At 43.1% G+C, this 16,280-nt stretch carries 12 protein-coding genes and 2 pseudogenes; 6 read left to right on the forward strand and 8 right to left on the reverse strand.

The genetic code is table 11. The annotated features are described in order from the left end of the window. The 4 genes from V7K21_RS25715 to V7K21_RS25730 form a co-directional block, all read right to left on the reverse strand. On the reverse strand, positions 1 to 4,187 hold a 4,187-nt coding region (locus V7K21_RS25715), incomplete at its 3' end, for an nSTAND1 domain-containing NTPase (RefSeq protein ID WP_335178246.1). Positions 4,188 to 4,248: 61 nt separating this feature from the next. Next, a complete protein-coding gene (locus V7K21_RS25720) occupies positions 4,249 to 4,437 on the reverse strand; it encodes a hypothetical protein (RefSeq protein ID WP_335178248.1) in 189 nt (62 codons plus the stop codon). Beyond that, positions 4,434 to 4,637 carry a hypothetical protein gene (locus V7K21_RS25725; protein ID WP_335178250.1) on the reverse strand — a complete coding sequence of 68 codons (204 nt, stop codon included), beginning with the start codon at positions 4,635 to 4,637 and terminating at the stop codon, positions 4,434 to 4,436. Before V7K21_RS25725 ends, V7K21_RS25720 begins: the two co-directional genes overlap by 4 nt. Before the next feature lie 27 nt (positions 4,638 to 4,664). Beyond that, positions 4,665 to 6,014 carry an ATP-binding protein gene (locus V7K21_RS25730; RefSeq protein ID WP_335178252.1) on the reverse strand — a complete coding sequence of 450 codons (1,350 nt, stop codon included), beginning with the start codon at positions 6,012 to 6,014 and terminating at the stop codon, positions 4,665 to 4,667. 294 nt (positions 6,015 to 6,308) lie between these two features. On the opposite strand from V7K21_RS25730, the gene leuC reads away from it, so the two are divergent. From leuC to V7K21_RS25745, 3 genes are all read left to right on the forward strand, one after another. Next, positions 6,309 to 7,712, forward strand: a complete 1,404-nt coding sequence (gene leuC, locus V7K21_RS25735) for a 3-isopropylmalate dehydratase large subunit (RefSeq protein WP_335178253.1) — start codon at positions 6,309 to 6,311, stop codon at positions 7,710 to 7,712. A gap of 90 nt (positions 7,713 to 7,802) precedes the next feature. Continuing rightward, complete coding sequence (leuD, locus tag V7K21_RS25740; RefSeq protein ID WP_335178255.1) at positions 7,803 to 8,411, forward strand: 3-isopropylmalate dehydratase small subunit; 609 nt, start codon at positions 7,803 to 7,805, stop codon at positions 8,409 to 8,411. 225 nt (positions 8,412 to 8,636) lie between these two features. Further along, on the forward strand, positions 8,637 to 8,762 hold the full coding sequence (locus V7K21_RS25745) for a hypothetical protein (RefSeq protein WP_335178257.1): 126 nt from the start codon (positions 8,637 to 8,639) through the stop codon (positions 8,760 to 8,762). Here V7K21_RS25745 and V7K21_RS25750 read toward each other — a convergent pair. Beyond that, complete coding sequence (locus V7K21_RS25750; protein WP_335178259.1) at positions 8,751 to 9,002, reverse strand: hypothetical protein; 252 nt, start codon at positions 9,000 to 9,002, stop codon at positions 8,751 to 8,753. The two genes, V7K21_RS25745 and V7K21_RS25750, sit on opposite strands and share 12 nt — an antisense overlap. Positions 9,003 to 9,206: 204 nt before the next feature. On the opposite strand from V7K21_RS25750, the pseudogene V7K21_RS25755 reads away from it, so the two are divergent. Further along, positions 9,207 to 9,551 (forward strand): annotated as a pseudogene (locus V7K21_RS25755) (ISKra4 family transposase); the annotation flags it as partial. A 117-nt stretch (positions 9,552 to 9,668) separates the two neighbouring features. Here the strand turns inward: V7K21_RS25755 and mutL are convergent. Together mutL and V7K21_RS25765 are read right to left on the reverse strand one after the other, a co-directional pair. Continuing rightward, positions 9,669 to 11,387 carry a DNA mismatch repair endonuclease MutL gene (mutL, locus tag V7K21_RS25760; protein ID WP_335178261.1) on the reverse strand — a complete coding sequence of 573 codons (1,719 nt, stop codon included), beginning with the start codon at positions 11,385 to 11,387 and terminating at the stop codon, positions 9,669 to 9,671. A 478-nt stretch (positions 11,388 to 11,865) separates the two neighbouring features. Next, positions 11,866 to 12,915, reverse strand: a complete 1,050-nt coding sequence (locus V7K21_RS25765; protein ID WP_335178263.1) for an adenosine deaminase — start codon at positions 12,913 to 12,915, stop codon at positions 11,866 to 11,868. 512 nt (positions 12,916 to 13,427) lie between these two features. Between V7K21_RS25765 and V7K21_RS25770 the strand changes: the two are divergent. Both V7K21_RS25770 and V7K21_RS25775 read left to right on the forward strand, forming a co-directional pair. After that, positions 13,428 to 13,721, forward strand: a pseudogene (locus V7K21_RS25770) (IS4/Tn5 family transposase DNA-binding protein); the annotation flags it as partial. Between the two features lie 276 nt (positions 13,722 to 13,997). Continuing rightward, on the forward strand, positions 13,998 to 15,173 hold the full coding sequence (locus tag V7K21_RS25775) for a DNA double-strand break repair nuclease NurA (protein WP_335070129.1): 1,176 nt from the start codon (positions 13,998 to 14,000) through the stop codon (positions 15,171 to 15,173). 64 nt (positions 15,174 to 15,237) lie between these two features. Here V7K21_RS25775 and nadC read toward each other — a convergent pair whose 3' ends face one another. Continuing rightward, on the reverse strand, positions 15,238 to 16,107 hold the full coding sequence (gene nadC / locus V7K21_RS25780) for a carboxylating nicotinate-nucleotide diphosphorylase (protein ID WP_335178265.1): 870 nt from the start codon (positions 16,105 to 16,107) through the stop codon (positions 15,238 to 15,240). Positions 16,108 to 16,280: the final 173 nt, after the last annotated feature.

Below are 16,280 nucleotides of genomic sequence, written 5' to 3' on the forward strand. Positions count from 1 at the left end.
TTGCCATCCGGGCTAAAACTGGCGCTGTTGACATAGCTATTATGCCCTTTGAGTTCGGCGATTTGCTTACCGGAAATGTCCCACACCCGCGCGGTCTTATCATAACTGGCGGTGAGAATGCGTTTGCTATCCGGGCTAAAACTGGCGATGTTGACAGGTTGAGTATGCCCTTTGAGTTCGGCGATTTGCTTACCGGAAATGTCCCACACCCGCGCGGTCTTATCTGCTGAGGCAGTGACAATGCGTTTGCCATCTGGGCTAAAACTGGCGCTGTTGACATAGCTATTATGCCCTTTGAATTCGGCGATTTGCTTACCGGAAATGTCCCACACCCGCGCGGTGTTGTCATTACTGGCGATGAGAATGCGTTTGCCATCTGGGCTAAAACTGGCGGTGTTTACATAGCTGTTATGCACTTTGAGTTCGGCGATTTGTTTACCCGAAATGTCCCACACCCGCGCTGTTTTGTCATTACTAGCGGTGACAATGCGTTTGCCATCCGGGCTAAAACTGGCACTGTAGACATAGCTGGTATGCCCTTTGAGTTCGGCGATTTGCTTACCGGAAATGTCCCACACCCGCGCGGTGTTGTCTGCTGAGGCAGTGACAATGTGTTTGCCATCTGGGCTAAAACTGGCGCTGTTGACATAGCTGGTATGCCCTTTGAGTTCGGCGATTTGCTTACCGGAAATCTCCCACACTCGCGCGGTCTTGTCTGCTGAGGCAGTGACAATGCGTTTGCCATCCGGGCTAAAACTGGCGCTGTTGACACTACTGGTATGCCCCTTGAGTTGATTTCGCTCGTGAATGTTGTCAAGAATTGTCTGTAAAGCTAACTGGGGGCTAGCAGCTGGATATTCTTCTAGTGGGCGACCATCTTTGACTAGCCTTTGCAACTCTTGACCCGCCTGCATTGCTGACAGTAATGATTCTATTTCTTCTGATGAAAAGTATTGCCAAGCTGTGATTCCTTGTCGTTCTAACTCTGTACCTGTCTTTGCCTCATCCTTGAGGCGAGATGCTTGATTTGCCAGTACTCCGGCAATTCCTACTAAAACAAAAGATATAAACAGTACTCCTGAGCCAAAACGAATCCGCTGTGTTGCCTTTCGGTTAGCCTGTGCCAAAATTGTCTTAGCCTGTTGAGATTGTTTTAGCTCCTCTTCTGTTAGCAGGCGTTGCTTTCTTTCCTTATCCAGTTCCGCTATCAATTCATTTAACTTCGGCTGCTGTTGCTGGCGAATAAACAAAGCTATGTAGTCATGCACCAGTTGATAACGGTCAAAAGGATTCTCTGGTAACAAAACCACCAAGCCAGATTTGACAAAAATCTCTAAAACCAAATCTAATTTGCTGATGTCAAAAGCTTTATCCGCCCTAGCTTCTAATCCCCCCGCCTGCGGCGACCCCCCTTTTAAGGGGGTAGAAGAAATTAAGCCCCCCTTTTTAAGGGGGGTTGGGGGGATCACCGAGATGTATTGCTGCAAATCACGTTCCAATTCAGCGCGAGTCTTCAGAGGGCGAGTTCCTTTTTCATCCGTCAGCAAATACAGTAATATGTCTGCTGCTTGCTGATTTTCTTCACCACAATCATTAACAACTTCATCCAAATAACGCTTAACCAATTCGTCCTTAGTGCCACGCTGCTGATATTCTGCCAGAGTTGTAATATTCTCCGTTTGCAGTTGCGCCCCCACAACCTGCAACTCAATGGGACGAACTTCACCCAATTCCCCGGCTAAATCTAGCACCAGTTGTTCAACTAAAGCATCTTCTAAGTGAAAACTAGTATTTTCAGTTAAACGCTGAATAATTGACTTCGCATCAGCCGGTGAGAAATTCCCCAACTTGTAAAGCACATTATTACTGAGAATGTCATTGCCAATAATCTTCAAGCTGGACAAATCATTGCACTCCAGCAAGTAATGGATGTAATCTACCCGCAGCGATAAGATAACTTTCACTGATAGAACATTCAGACACTCTCCCAGAAACTCAAAGAATTGCTTCCTTTGTGCAGGTTCGGTGTAAACAAAGAAAAATTCCTCAAATTGATCAAAAATTAGCACTGTGCGGAGGTTGCGCTGTTCATTTTCACGTAGTTGAGTGATTAGGGAGTTAGGAGTTAGGAGTGAGGAGTGGGGATTTTGAGTATTGGAGGTTGAAGTTTCGAGTTCTGAGGTCAAACGTTGAGGTTCTGAGGTCGAAGTTCCGAGTTCCGAGGTCGAAGTTTTGAGTTCTGAGGTCAAACGTTGAGGTTCTGAGGCTGAAATTTCGAGTTTTGAGGTCGAAGTTCCGAGTTCTGAGGTCGAAGTTCCGAGTTCTGAGGTCGAAGTTCCAAGTTCAGGGGTCAAAGTTCCGAGTTCCGAGGTGGAAGTTCCGAGTTCGGAAGCTGAAAGTTGAGGTTCTAAGTCTCCCCACTTCCCATTCCCCATTCCCCATTCCCCACTTCCTCCCAAAAGCCTCCCCAATTCTTCCACCCAGTTGGTATAAACGCGCATTACCACTGGCAAATAATCTTGAATCCCGATCGCTTTATTCTTTAAAGCTGGTATCAGTCCCGCATTCACCAGGGAACTTTTGCCTACACCCGATTGCCCATGAATGACTATCAGCTTATAATCATGGCGACCCATGCGTTCAATCAAACGTTCTACATCCAATAGGCGACCAGATGCAGCAATTTCTGGGGCAATATTTCCTTGGGGAGAGTTTGAGCGCAATGTTTCTACAAATGCCTGTTTTGTTGCTTCTAACCTACCTGCACCAATAAACGCCCGCAAGCCAAATTGCTGTTCAATGGAACGCTGCTGCTGTTTTATGTTGTATGCTTTGAGATATTCTTTTTGCTCAAAGTAAAGCTGCTGCAAAAACTTGAGAATATCCAAGTATAGCCTGACATCTTCTAAGGGATTACCCACATCCCTAGCAGTTTCTAAGCTGAAAGTTGCCTGTTTAATTTGACCTAAATGGTATTGAGAACGACTCAAAATAAACTGATATAAGCTCAAATCATTTGATTTAACATTTCTTTCAGAAATCTCCGATAAAACCCCTGAGATATTGGCTGATTCCAAATTGGGAATCGCAACAAAAACTTCCAAGGCTTGCTGAACAAGCTGATTTGCTTTCACCCAGTCTTTTTGAGCCAAAGCCACCTCAGCTAAAAAACCGTAATCCTTAGCTAATTCCCTTGGCTGGTTGTTATTTCGATGTACTACTAAAGCCTGTTCTGAAAGACTCTGCAACGTTTCCCACTTTTGCAACTCTCGCAAAATATCACCGAATTTAATTGCTGTATTAGCAATTAAATCTGGATTGTGAAACAGGTTAATAACATTTAGATACTCTCGAATATAATACCAAGTAGCTTGCCAATCTGGATGATTGATATCTTGATGTTTAATAGCTTTGAGATAATAACAAACCCCAATCTCACCGAGGATTTTTGCCTGTCGTTCTAAATTATTATTTTCTTGCCAGAGCTTATAAACTTTGTGATAATGCTCTAATGCGGAATCTTTTTGATTATTTATTTGTTTGATGAAACCTAATAAAGATTCTAAATTAGCTTGAATTTCTAAATTATAAACATCTGGCTGATTCCGTAAATCTCTTTGCGCCGTTTCTAGCTCAGTTTCCAGCTTGATATATACATCTACGCTAAATTTTAAGTTATTACTAAACCATTGATTAGCCGTTTCAATGATAAAATCTACTAATTCCTGTGTTGATATATCAAAATTTCTCGTAGTTGCCCAACTCTCCAAATCTGGCGCAAGCTGTATTAGTTGCTTGTAGATTTCATCGTCAATCCACAACACCAAGGGAAAAGCAAAATTCTTGCGAAACTCTTCCCGCACCTGATTTGCAGAAGTTAACATCACAGACAAATTCTGCACTGATTCCAAACCCACAACCATTACACAGGCTGGTATTTCTTCGCCGAATTCTGACTGAATCGCAGTATAAAGAGTTTTGCGAGATTGCTGCACCGCCAAGACACGAATTTCGACTTGGCAAATTTCCCGTAGTTTCTGGATGAGGCGATCGCGCTCTCTAACATAATTACACCGAGCCAGAATCAGCTTAAACTGTCCCACAGAGGACTCAATCGCCCAAGCTAATTGTGCCAGGGAGCGATCGCTATTTACATGGTCATCTTCTGATGGTTGCGAGTCTGTCATAAGTCATAAGCTGACGTAAATCTAGAGTGTAGGAGGCAAAGGAAGAATTAAAAACTACAAGTTAAACTTCCTGGCGTTTTAACTCCTGTATCAATACTTGAGTGCGTTTGCTAGCTTCTCTTGCTTGCTGTCTAAAATACTTGGCTTGTTGACGGTCACTTAAACACACTTCAGATGCTTTTCTACTAAATTCAACAGATTGTTTACTGAGTTCTTTAATACGAGTCTTTAACTCTGGGATTGTTTTCATATTTCCTCCTGTTCTGAAATTACAATCTCTAAATTTTCTCTCTCTTCATAAAGTCTATCTGCTCTACTAGCTAGAAAGCTAGCGTCCTCAAAATCGTTGTTTTCTATGGCTTTATCCGAGGCTGAATACAATTCTTCTGTGATTTGGTGCAGTTGTGCATAAGCTTTTAACAAAACATTTTTGGTTTCTGGTTTCATCATCTAATTATTCATCGATTCCCTGATTCCTCACTGTAGTTCTCTTGCTTCTGCCAAAACGGGATTAATATCGAACCAAGACTCGCCACCATCCCGATATTCAAAGACAAACCGACTGCGGATCAGTTTTTGATATCCGTGGTCATCACTCACTTTTTTCCTTTCCTTGACATGACGTAACAATTGCCACTCTTCATCAGAAATCGGCAACATGATTTCATTCCGCCGAGAACGAATAACTTGCTCTAAGGTTGCACGAGTTAGGGGAAGACTCATTTCTTCCATAATCCAGGTATTCAGCAGCCTCAGCACGTCCCGCACATGACCACCGCTCATTTGACATAACCGTTCTAGGGTCGCAGCACTATCAAAAATTTCGGTAACTTTATTTAAACGCTCCTCTGGTGTCAAATCAGGAAAAGCTCTAGCTAGTACCATCTGCTGCATGAGTGCCATTCCCTCTATATGAACACTGCCATTAGTTTTTTGTACAGGTACCATTGGTAACACCTTGGGATCTTCTGGGAAACGCTGAGTCAGCATTCCGTAATCATTGGAAAACTTCAAAGCCAAAGGCATGGTGTAGAGGAGATGACAATTAAGCTTGGTCAAAAACTCACCCTGATCGACAAATAAATATTCTTGCTGCGGACGACCCCAAGCTTTGGCACGATTATCTATGCGGTCAAGATTATCGACAATTACCACCAGACCATTTTTACCCTGCTGTTTGAGTTTAGCCACGGCAGGTTCCAACAATTCTTGATTAATCGCTTCCAGCAGCTTAGTTTTTTGCGGTGCCAAATACTGATTGAGTTTTTCTCGCAGCGTGGCGTCATTTTTCATCTTGGCGGTGATTTCCCCAATGCCTACAGACAGAGAAAGCTTTTCTTTTTCAGAGGTGACACCAAAATCGCCAACATTCGGAACCTTAACTTTTACACCCGTCACCTCGGAGTTTAAGACCTTCCAAGCCCCTTGGAGCAACTCATTAAACTTATTGGGTGACTCTAGTGTAATTTTATCCAGACTTTGACTCACCCGACGAGCGATCGCTAGTAGCACATCAGCAATATCGACATCGGTCATTTCCAAGTCATCACTAGACTCAAAATAGACCACATGGAAGCCTAACTTTTCCAGTTCTGCCTGTAACCGTAATAGTTCTGTCGATTTACCACAACCAATATGCCCAGTAAATAAAGTGCAGGTGGATTCATTTGGCTTAAAAAAAGTAATTTTCTGCTTCAGCTTGCCAAGAATATCACCACCTCGGACTGAGGAAAAATCTATGTAATACTTGCCATCAGAGCTATTGTTGACAAACAAAGTTCTGCTGGGATCGGTAGCTTGATAAAATTCCCGTAAATCTATGGGCATAAAGCTGGTAGTGCAATTATCTCGTATTGTCTTAGATATCCTTGTTCAAAAGGATAAAGTTATTTACATCTTTGCATCTTAATATTTCGGATAATTTTCGCTTTTACCTCTCTTCTCTCTTCCTCTGTGTTCTCAGCGTCTCTGCGCTTCGTTAAGGAAGATTGAAACCGCAGAGGCGCAAAGGGCACAGAGAAATAAGAGTGCAAAGATGTAAGTAATATTAAGTGATCTACCAAAACCGAGACTTTTTTTTGATACTATTTAAGACCGGACTCTTTAAATACTGATTGACGTATGAGCAAAGGTACCCTGTTTGACAAAGTTTGGGACTTACACACCGTTGGTACACTTCCCTCAGGGCTGACGCAACTATTTATCGGGCTTCACCTAATTCATGAAGTCACCAGTCCCCAGGCCTTTGCGATGTTACGCGAGAGAAGTCTAAAAGTACTGTTTCCAGAGCGTACCGTTGCCACAGTCGATCATATTGTGCCAACAGAAAATCAGGCACGTCCCTTTGACGATAGCTTAGCAGAGGAAATGATCCAAGCGCTGGAAAATAACTGTCAAGAAAACAACATAACTTTTTACAACATTGGTTCTGGCAGTCAGGGTATAGTTCATGTCATCGCTCCAGAACTAGGAATCACCCAACCAGGAATGACGATCGCTTGTGGAGATAGTCACACTTCCAGTCATGGGGCATTTGGTGCGATCGCATTTGGTATTGGTACTAGCCAAGTCCGGGATGTTCTTGCTTCCCAAACTCTTGCCCTTTCTAAACTGAAAGTCCGCAAAATTGAAGTTAACGGCACTCTCAACCCAGGAGTTTTCGCCAAAGATGTCATCCTGCATATCATCCGCACCCTTGGTGTTAAAGGTGGCGTGGGCTATGGCTACGAATTTGCAGGTACAACATTTGAGCAAATGAATATGGAAGAGAGGATGACAGTTTGCAATATGGCGATCGAAGGTGGTGCTAGATGCGGCTACGTCAATCCCGATCAAGTCACCTACGATTACCTCAAAGGCAGAGATTTTGCACCCATTGATGCAGATTGGAATAAAGCAGTGGTTTGGTGGGATTCCATCAAGAGCGATGCTGATGCCCAGTACGATGATGTAATCGTATTCGACGCTGCTGAAATTTCTCCTACTGTTACCTGGGGGATTACTCCTGGTCAAGGTATCGGTGTCAACCAGTCAGTGCCTCAACCGCAAGAACTGCTTGAAGAAGACCGATTCATTGCTGAAGAAGCTTACCGCTACATGGATTTGTTCCCCGGTCAACCCATCAAGGGTACCAAAATAGATGTCTGCTTTATTGGTAGTTGCACCAACGGCAGAATTAGTGATTTACGGGAAGCTGCAAAAATCGCCAAAGGTCGCCACGTTGCAGAGGGAATCAAAGCCTTTGTTGTCCCTGGTTCTGAAAGAGTGAAGGAAGAGGCGGAAGCTGAAGGACTGGATAAAATTTTTCAGGAAGCTGGATTTGAGTGGCGTGAACCGGGATGTTCCATGTGCTTGGCCATGAACCCCGACAAGCTACAAGGAAGACAAATCAGTGCCTCCTCTTCTAACCGCAACTTTAAAGGAAGACAGGGTTCATCTTCCGGTCGGACATTGTTAATGAGTCCGGCGATGGTCGCCACTGCTGCGATTAAAGGCGAAGTTTCTGATGTACGCGAGTTATTGTAACCTCTCCCCGGCTTCGCCACCCTCTCCCCTAGCTGGGGAGAGGGTGGCGAAATCTGTAACAGGCAATTATTCAAGTAAGAACTTAAGTTTATGGTGAGTGAAGTTAAAACAGTTTCAGGGCGCGGTATACCTTTAGTGGGCAATGATATAGATACCGATCGCATTATTCCCGCGCGTTATTTGAAAGCCGTTACCTTTGATGGGTTAGGCGAAGGCGTGTTTATTGATGACCGGACAGCACTCAAAGGTGAACATCCCTTTGACCAACCCCAGTACCAAGGGGCAAAGGTTTTAATAGTCAACCGTAACTTTGGCTGTGGTTCATCACGAGAACATGCACCCCAAGCGATCGCAAAATGGGGAATCCAAGCTTTAATCGGTGAAAGCTTCGCCGAAATCTTTTTCGGTAACTGTGTGGCAATGGGCATACCTTGTCTGACAGCCGATGCTGCTACTATTAAACAACTACAAGAGTTAGTGGCTGCCAATCCCCAAGCCGCCGTGACAGTAAATCTGGAAACCTTGCAAGTGCAAATTGGTGATTCTATTGTTTCAGTTGCGATCGAAGAAGGCACCAGAAGCACATTTATTTCTGGAACTTGGGACGCTTGCGGTCAGTTGGTGGCGAATGCTGACCAAGTTCGGAGAACGGCTGCAAAATTACCCTACGTGGGTTGGGGCAATTTAGCCGTGAATTAGCATTCTCTCATTCCCTGGCTCTGCCAGGGAATGTTAATTTGCAGATTTTACCTAAATTATTGAGCTAGAACTAACAATAGCCTGATCTATTTCAGATTTGGCATAGTAGACATATAGCTAAGTAATTCTAGACTATGCCATTAATAAACCCTCCTACTTATCAACTTTAGAAGGATATACAGGTTCAAACGTTCAAGAGCGACCAGAGGAAGCGGAGAAAGAAGCTTGCTTAACTTTACTAGAACTGGTTTTGGGGTTGATGGAATGATTAACCCTGATGTTGTAGACTTTGGCGAAGATTTTGTAATAGACTTAAAATATCGAGAAGGTTTAGATTACCTAAACCACTAGAAGTTTGCCTTTACTTTTTGCTGCTGCGATCGCATCACTATTTGCAGTAAAAACTTTAATACCTGGGACAGTCACATAATCACCATCATCGGTAATTATCTGTGTGACTCCTGCTTTGTCCATCGCTTCCAGTATCAGCAAGTCGTAACCGTCAAGTAATTGGGTTAGAAATCTGTTTAGCGCCGCATTGCTTGTTTCTTCGCTAACCAAAACATCTGTGCATACAGCACTTGATATCACCTGACTCCAATTTGATATTTTTATATCTTTTGTAGAAGAAGCTTTTTTAGAGTGATAGCAAGGGTAACAACATGAACAAAAGCACATGGGGAGATACCTGTCTCAAGGTTATCCACAACCTTGATAATACCTTAATTTCCAGAATGGCAGAGCAAGTTTCCTAAGATAGAAGGTAGTAGGCCATCAAGTTCTTTCATGGCCTTCAAAGAGAATCTTTACAAGGTTGGTGGGTCGCTTAAACGCTTAAAAGCCGCAGAGACATTTCTTTGGCAGGGTGGAATTGAATCAGCGATCGCATTATTTGCTGATTTGAAAAAAAAGCCTGCCCAAAATTTCATCAACTATCTTAAAAAGCATTCTCAACGAATTGTTAATTATGAGTATTTTTCTACTGAAGACTTATGTTCTATCGGTTCTGGTGCTGTTGAATCAGCTGTCAAACAGATTGGTAAGCGCTTAAAAATTTCTGGCGCACAGTGGAAATTGGAAAACGTGCCTCGGATGCTACAACTTAGAGCTGCTTATCTCAATGGTCAGCTTACTACCTGATATTTTTGCAAAGGTGAGATGCTCCCAATGACAAATGACGACCCTCTCTGGTCAAAGACGCACTTTCGTTGACAAGTACAAGTACATTAGCATTCAACATAAAATTTAGCAAAAATATTAAATTCCATGACTTTTACCAATTACCCAATTACGCCGGAAAAACCGCGCTAAAGCTGATTCTTCTAAGGATAGATAAATTGGTCGTCCGTGGGGACAGGTGCGAGGATTGCGAGTGTGTTGCCAATTATCTAAAAGTGTCTGCATTTCTTGTTGATTCATAGGTGTACCGTTACGAATGGCACTGCGACAAGCGACAGCTACTTGGGCTGTTTGTAAATCGCCTCCCCAACTAAGTTCTAAAATTGCTTCTGCACAGTCGTCTCGCTGCTGTAAAGGTGCAGGGATGTTACGGACAGCCCAAAGTTGTTCGCCAAAGGGTTCTATTTCTAAACCGATGCGTTGCAGTTGCGATACTTGCGCTGGCGACAATTGATAAAGAATGATTGCAGGTTCAACGGGCACAAGTTGCCAATTATCACACAATTGCTCATACAAAACTCGCTCATGGGCAATGTGCTGTTCTACTAACCACATTCCCTCAGGATGTTCCGCCACAATATAGGTGTTGCTAACTTGAGCGACAGCCTTTAAGGAATTAGGATTTTTATGATCTTTGTTGGGATTTTGAGGATTGAAATTGTAGCCGCCTTTGGCTTCTGAAGCTTTGAGTAATTTACTAACTCGTGTTGTGTGAACAGCTTCTTTGAAATTGGTAGAAGAGATGCTGAGTGCTTGGTTAATTGCTTGGGTAATTTGCTCTTGCCAATAAATGATTTCATTAAGATAAATTTCTGTTTTTGCTGGATTGCGATTCCAGTTAATTTGATCGGGAGAAATGGCAAGATGTAAGAAACAAATTGGATAGCGATCGCGTGGTAATGTTCTGTGAAATGCTGATAAAATTGTTTGCTCTAATTCCGGTGTCTTAACCATTCGTCCGTTGATTGCTACACGTACCCAATCTGGACGATGACGATGAGTGCGATCGGGTAATCCTACCACTAAGTTTAGTGAGGAGTGAGGAGAGACGCGATTAATCGCGTCTGTACAGGAGTGAAGAGTTTGGAGTTCTGAGTTTGGCGGGTTGGGGAGTTCTAATTTCACTTCTTGCAAATCACCTTGGCGCACCTGCGGTAAAATCTGCGGTAGCAGTTGCCCAGTTGTAGCAGCCGGACAGATGGTGAACCATTGACGGTCATTTTGCCAAATCTGCCAGGTGACGTGGGGATGACATAGGGCGATTTGGTGAATTGTGGCTTGCACGGCTTTCATCTGCTGTGCTGCTGTGGGCAATCCCTGACGACGAGATGAGCAATTAGCGAAAAGATGAGAAACTGTAACCACTGTACCAGGTGCGATCGCAGTTACTTCAACTTGCATAACTTCCCCGCCATTGCCGTAGCTAATCCGCCATCCTAATTTTCCACCCACAGTCCGACTCAAAATTTCCAAATTTGCCAGAGTCGTTAAACTGTGTAACGCCTCACCACGAAACCCTAAACTGTTAATTTTCCATAAATCGGCACTAGAGCGAATTTTACTGGTGCTGTGAGCTGTGGCTGCTTGTTGCAAATCATCTAAGTTCATTCCATAACCATTATCTGCCACACGAATTCGCCATTGCTGCGGCCATAGAGAAACCACAATTCGCGTTGCACCTGCGTCTAGGGAATTTTCTACCAATTCCCGCACCACAGAAGCTAAAGAGTCGATTACCTCACCAGCTGTAATGAGATATACGACTTCTGTTGGTAGAGCTTGAATAGTAGATGCCATAAATTATAGTTTATAGCTTCTGGGTGCAGAGGAAGTGGCAGGGAGATGAAGAGGCGAATTTACGAGAAACTTTGATGAATTGCCAATAAAACTCAATTAAAAGGCGATTTTTGGTAAATTGCTTCTGGGATTCTCAGCTAGAATAGAAAGCGTCTTTGCTGTACTAGTATTGAGGCTCCAGGCTTCAGTCGCGAGCAACGCTCCAAAGTGAAGTACTAAAAATTCGGGGTATAAATCACCTATTTAATAGTGCGAACGCGGCTAAATAGCTTTTTCGCGACAACATCAGCGAAAAATTAACCACAAATAAACACCGATAAATTATCTGTGTGTACCTGTGGTTTAATCTTTAAAATATTGACTTTTGCAAGATATCTCTTGTGCATTACAGCTTTTTTTATGAGATCACAAAAAGGCGCTGATTGCAACATTAATTAACATTAAATTACCTTACTTTCTGTTTATCTCTAGGTAGTGGTTAATTAGTATCTCTCATTGCCAAAACTTTAGGTGCTTCAGGTTTCAGCAAACCGTTCAACAGGGATGCGGGACGTTGACTATAAGGCCAAGCAAAAGCATGACAGAAAGCTGCATCTTGACAAGCTTGTAGTTGTTCAAAACTAATAATGTCGTAAGTCAAGAGATTTTCATACTCAAATGGCAAACGCATATTGTGCAACCCAGCATTATCAGTACAGATAGCGATATCTACCCCAGCATCAAAACAACGGTCAAAAACTAATTTGAGTTGACGTATATCTTGCAAAGTACCAGTTTTCAGGTAAGTTGTAGGACAAACCTCTAAACACTGTCCGCGTCTAGCTACATCATTAAGTAACTCTGGATACAGTAGGGGAATTTGGATGCCGTGACCGATTCGCATCAGATAGGGTAACAGTTCTGGGTAACAACCAGCAGTAGTTTCATATAGATGTCCCGTGGTGTTAACGCCCAGCGATCGCGCATAATTATATAAGCTAATCCATTCTTCTAAGCGATCGGCATAATAGCTATCACCCCCCGCTACATCTACTGCACAGACATACTGTTTATTTTGCACTGCCAAATCAATAATCGCCTTGTTCACCTCATAGGGTAGGCGCGTGTGCATACAGAGAATTTGGCTAGTAACAATCGGATATTCTGGCTGGTGGCTGGCAAGTCCTACTACTTGCACAATTTCTGCCATCTTGTCAATTCTCTGTGATTGATTCAGATGCTCAGGTGTCCGCAAATAAGGAGTGTAGCGCAGTTCCAAATAAGCCAAATTTTCAAAAATGTAAGCACCCCGCACCAAGCGATAGATAAAGTAAGGCAAAGTCTCCACAGTTTGCACACTTTCTACCAGGGTGTGTAATTCTAGATACTCATCTAGGGTGTTGCGTGGGCGAGTGTAAAAATCTTCAAATTCTGAATAGTCAGTAAAGCGGGACATCAACTCCGAAGAATGTCGCTCGAAATATCCCCATAAAACTCGGGGTACGACTGAGCCGCCCAGGTGCCTATGTAATTCAGCGTATAAAGCCATAGTGGTATTTTTAGGGATAAATTTCACTAATTGTAACAAAAGCATAGAAAGAAAAAATCTCTACTCGAAAAAATTTAGCTTTTTGAGCAATTTTTTGTACTGTCGGTAATTGCCTGCAACTGCGCTGTAGCGTCGGGGATTATTGATCTGACTCAGATGGGGGTATAGCTTACTGCTGAAAAATCATATCTAAGTTTGCTCACCACCATTGCCGATCAGGTTCATAACTGAGTACATCGAACATGGCGACTAATTTGTTAATTGAGAAAGTGCGACGCCGATAGCAAACGCAAGAGCGTCTCCAAGAGTTGCATTAACGAGTCTTCTTCTTACAGCCCTTATCAAGACAGGAGACGGTCTTGATAAGGGCATCCTACGGCAGACGCTAGCCTCTCCCTTTGGGAGCTATCCATATACCTGGATCTTTCTTAATAATCAAACAAGAGACTTAACATAAGAGTGAAAGGCTTGATAGGTATAGTTTTGAGAGAAGAGAAGCGGGTAATGGCATTATGGAAAAGTGGGCAGCCAAAGAATTGGCTCAGACAGACTTAGGAGACGCTCGTCGAAACAAACGGTTAATACGCATAGTGGAATTAGCAGGGCAGCCGGATAGTAGCGGACTACAAGCTAGTGGAGATGTGGCAGTAACCAAGGCAGCATATAACTTTTGGAAATCACCATATTTTCAAGCGAGTGATATTCGCTCTGCCCACATAGCTAGCACAAGAGAAAGAATCAAAGAAGATGAGATAGTATTAGCAATTCAAGACAAGGTATTTTTGTACCTCACAAACTTGAAATCTGCTGTAAGTTCCTAGCTTATAGCCCAAGTCCACTCAAGTGGACTAAAATTATTTACTTAGTCCTCTGAAGATAACTTTAGTTATTAACCTCAAAATTTATTCCAAAGCGGAATGTCAACGAATTGAGATATTTTAAAAATGTAAGTAAATAATAAGAAATTAGAAAAACTCTTAACTCTGCAAATTTTGGATTTTATATTTTAGATTTCTCCTTTTATCTAAAATCCAAAATTAAAAATCTAAAATTGAATGACTCCTAATTCAGCACTTACCTTTATGCTTGATCTGACAAAACTGGCGCGACAAATGCAGGGTTTAAGTCAGCATCTTACCTTAGAAGCTGCTGCCAGTCGCCAGCGTTTAGAATTGGCGCAACAACATCTCAAAAATGCTTACGAGTCTCAACAAGATTTAATTGATCGCCAGGAAAAATGGCGCGATCGTATTCTCTTTGCTAATGCTACCCCAATTGAGCCGTTAGAAACCTGCATTGATATCCCAGTTCCTCCAAAAATTCATACTGTCGTCGCTACTGATGGTTCGCAAATTGCCCCCAATCATCACGAAATTGCTTACTGTTATCTCCTGAATATCGGCAGAGTAGTCTTACACTACGGACAAAACCGTCATCCGTTACTTGATAGTTTGCCAGAGGTATTTTATCGTCCGGAAGATTTATACATGTCTCGGCAATGGGGAATTAGAACTGAGGAATGGATGAGTTTTCGCCGCACTGCTTCAGAAACAACGGTGTTAGCAGAACTTGCATGTGCAGCGAAGGGGGAAGCACCAGCATTGGCAATGGTGGATGGTTCGTTAATTTACTGGTTTTTGGAACAGTTGCCAATAGATGCACGCGATCGCATTTTACCCCCCATCTTGGAAGCTTGGCAGCAAATGCGTGATGCTCAAATTCCATTGATGGGCTATCTTAGTGCCTCTCGCAGTATTGAAACAATGAACTTTTTACGGTTGTTGGCTTGTCCCCATCCAGTACCAGATTGTAAAAGTTATTGCCCAAATCAGCTAGAAAAAGTAGCTTGTAAAGTTTTTGAACAGTTGCGGGATACTTCTATTTGGGCAACCCGACTAAAACCAGGACAACGCAGTACCCTGTGGCGCAGTAATTCCCCCATTCTCGAACTCTACGGTGATCAAACCATTTACTTTTGCTATGTCCATGTTGGCACCGAAATCGCCCGGATCGAAGTTCCGGCATGGGTAGCGGAAAATGTAACCATGCTAGACCAAGCTTTGGGATTAATGCTGGCACAAGTACAAAAAGGATATGGCTACCCTGTAGCGATCGCAGAAGCGCATAATCAAGCAGTAGTTAAAGGTGGCGATAAAGCGCGTTTCTTTGCCCTCCTTGAACAACAAATGATTAAAGCTGGCCTGAAAAATGTGGGAACTTCCTACAAAGAAGCTAGAAAGCGGGGAAGTATTGCTTAAATCAGGGAATAGTAAACAGTTAAGTTTCGTTGTCATCGTTCAATTTCTGAATTTAAACAATCAATTAATAAAGTACAATCCTCATACTCAAATCTAACCATTTTGACTGAGTAATCGGCGCACTGCTAGAAATATAGTCAACACCTGTCTGTGCTACACCGCGAATAGTTTCTAAAGTCACATTCCCAGAAGCTTCAATTTTTACCCGGTTATCCTGCTGGCGAATCAACTGCACCGCGTGAGCCATCAGATCCACAGGCATATTATCTAACATGATAATGTCAGCGTTGTGCTGCAAAGCTTCTTTCACCTGCTCTAAACTTTCAGTCTCTACCTCTATTGTCAAGGGATAAGGTATCTGAGAACGAATACGGGTAACTGCTTCTCCAATTCCCCCAACAGCCGCAATGTGATTATCCTTAATCATCACCGCATCATCCAACCCCATGCGGTGATTAATCGCTCCACCCACCGCAGTCGCGTACTTTTCCAAAAGCCTCAGTCCTGGTGTAGTTTTGCGGGTATCCACCAGCTGAGCAGGTAAATCAGCAATTTTCTCTACATATATATTAGTTAGCGTAGCAATCCCACTCAACCGCATAGCCAAATTGAGTGCGACCCGTTCCCCCATCAGCAGCGCATCCAGCGAACCATGAATTTCAGCTACTACCTGTCCCGGCTCACACCATGCACCTTCAGCCGCAACCGCTACAAAGCTGACTTTTCCATTCAGAATCTGAAGCACCCTAGCTGCAACTGGTAAACCAGCAATTATCCCTGAAGCTTTAGCTATCCATTTAGCCGAGCCTAGCGTCACATCTTCAACTAGAAGCGTATTTGTAGTGCGATCGCCCCGACCAATATCCTCCAACAACCAGCCACGCAAAAGTGGATCTAAAACCAGCCAGGGCGGCAAAACAGCAGGATTTATCACAACTTTATTGCTTCCTTAGTGACTTCCAGGAATACTATAGCCTAAAGCCCTTACTCTCTAATGCTTTGATAGTGATGGAAAAGCATTCCAAAAAATATTTTGGAAAAATAGTTGACAGCAAAAGGGAGGTTCGCTATATTGAATAAGTGCCGGAAGCGGAGAGCTAAAAAGCA

The sequence above is a fragment of the Nostoc sp. genome, assembly GCF_036919595.1.
Classification (GTDB): Bacteria; Cyanobacteriota; Cyanobacteriia; order Cyanobacteriales; family Nostocaceae; genus Nostoc.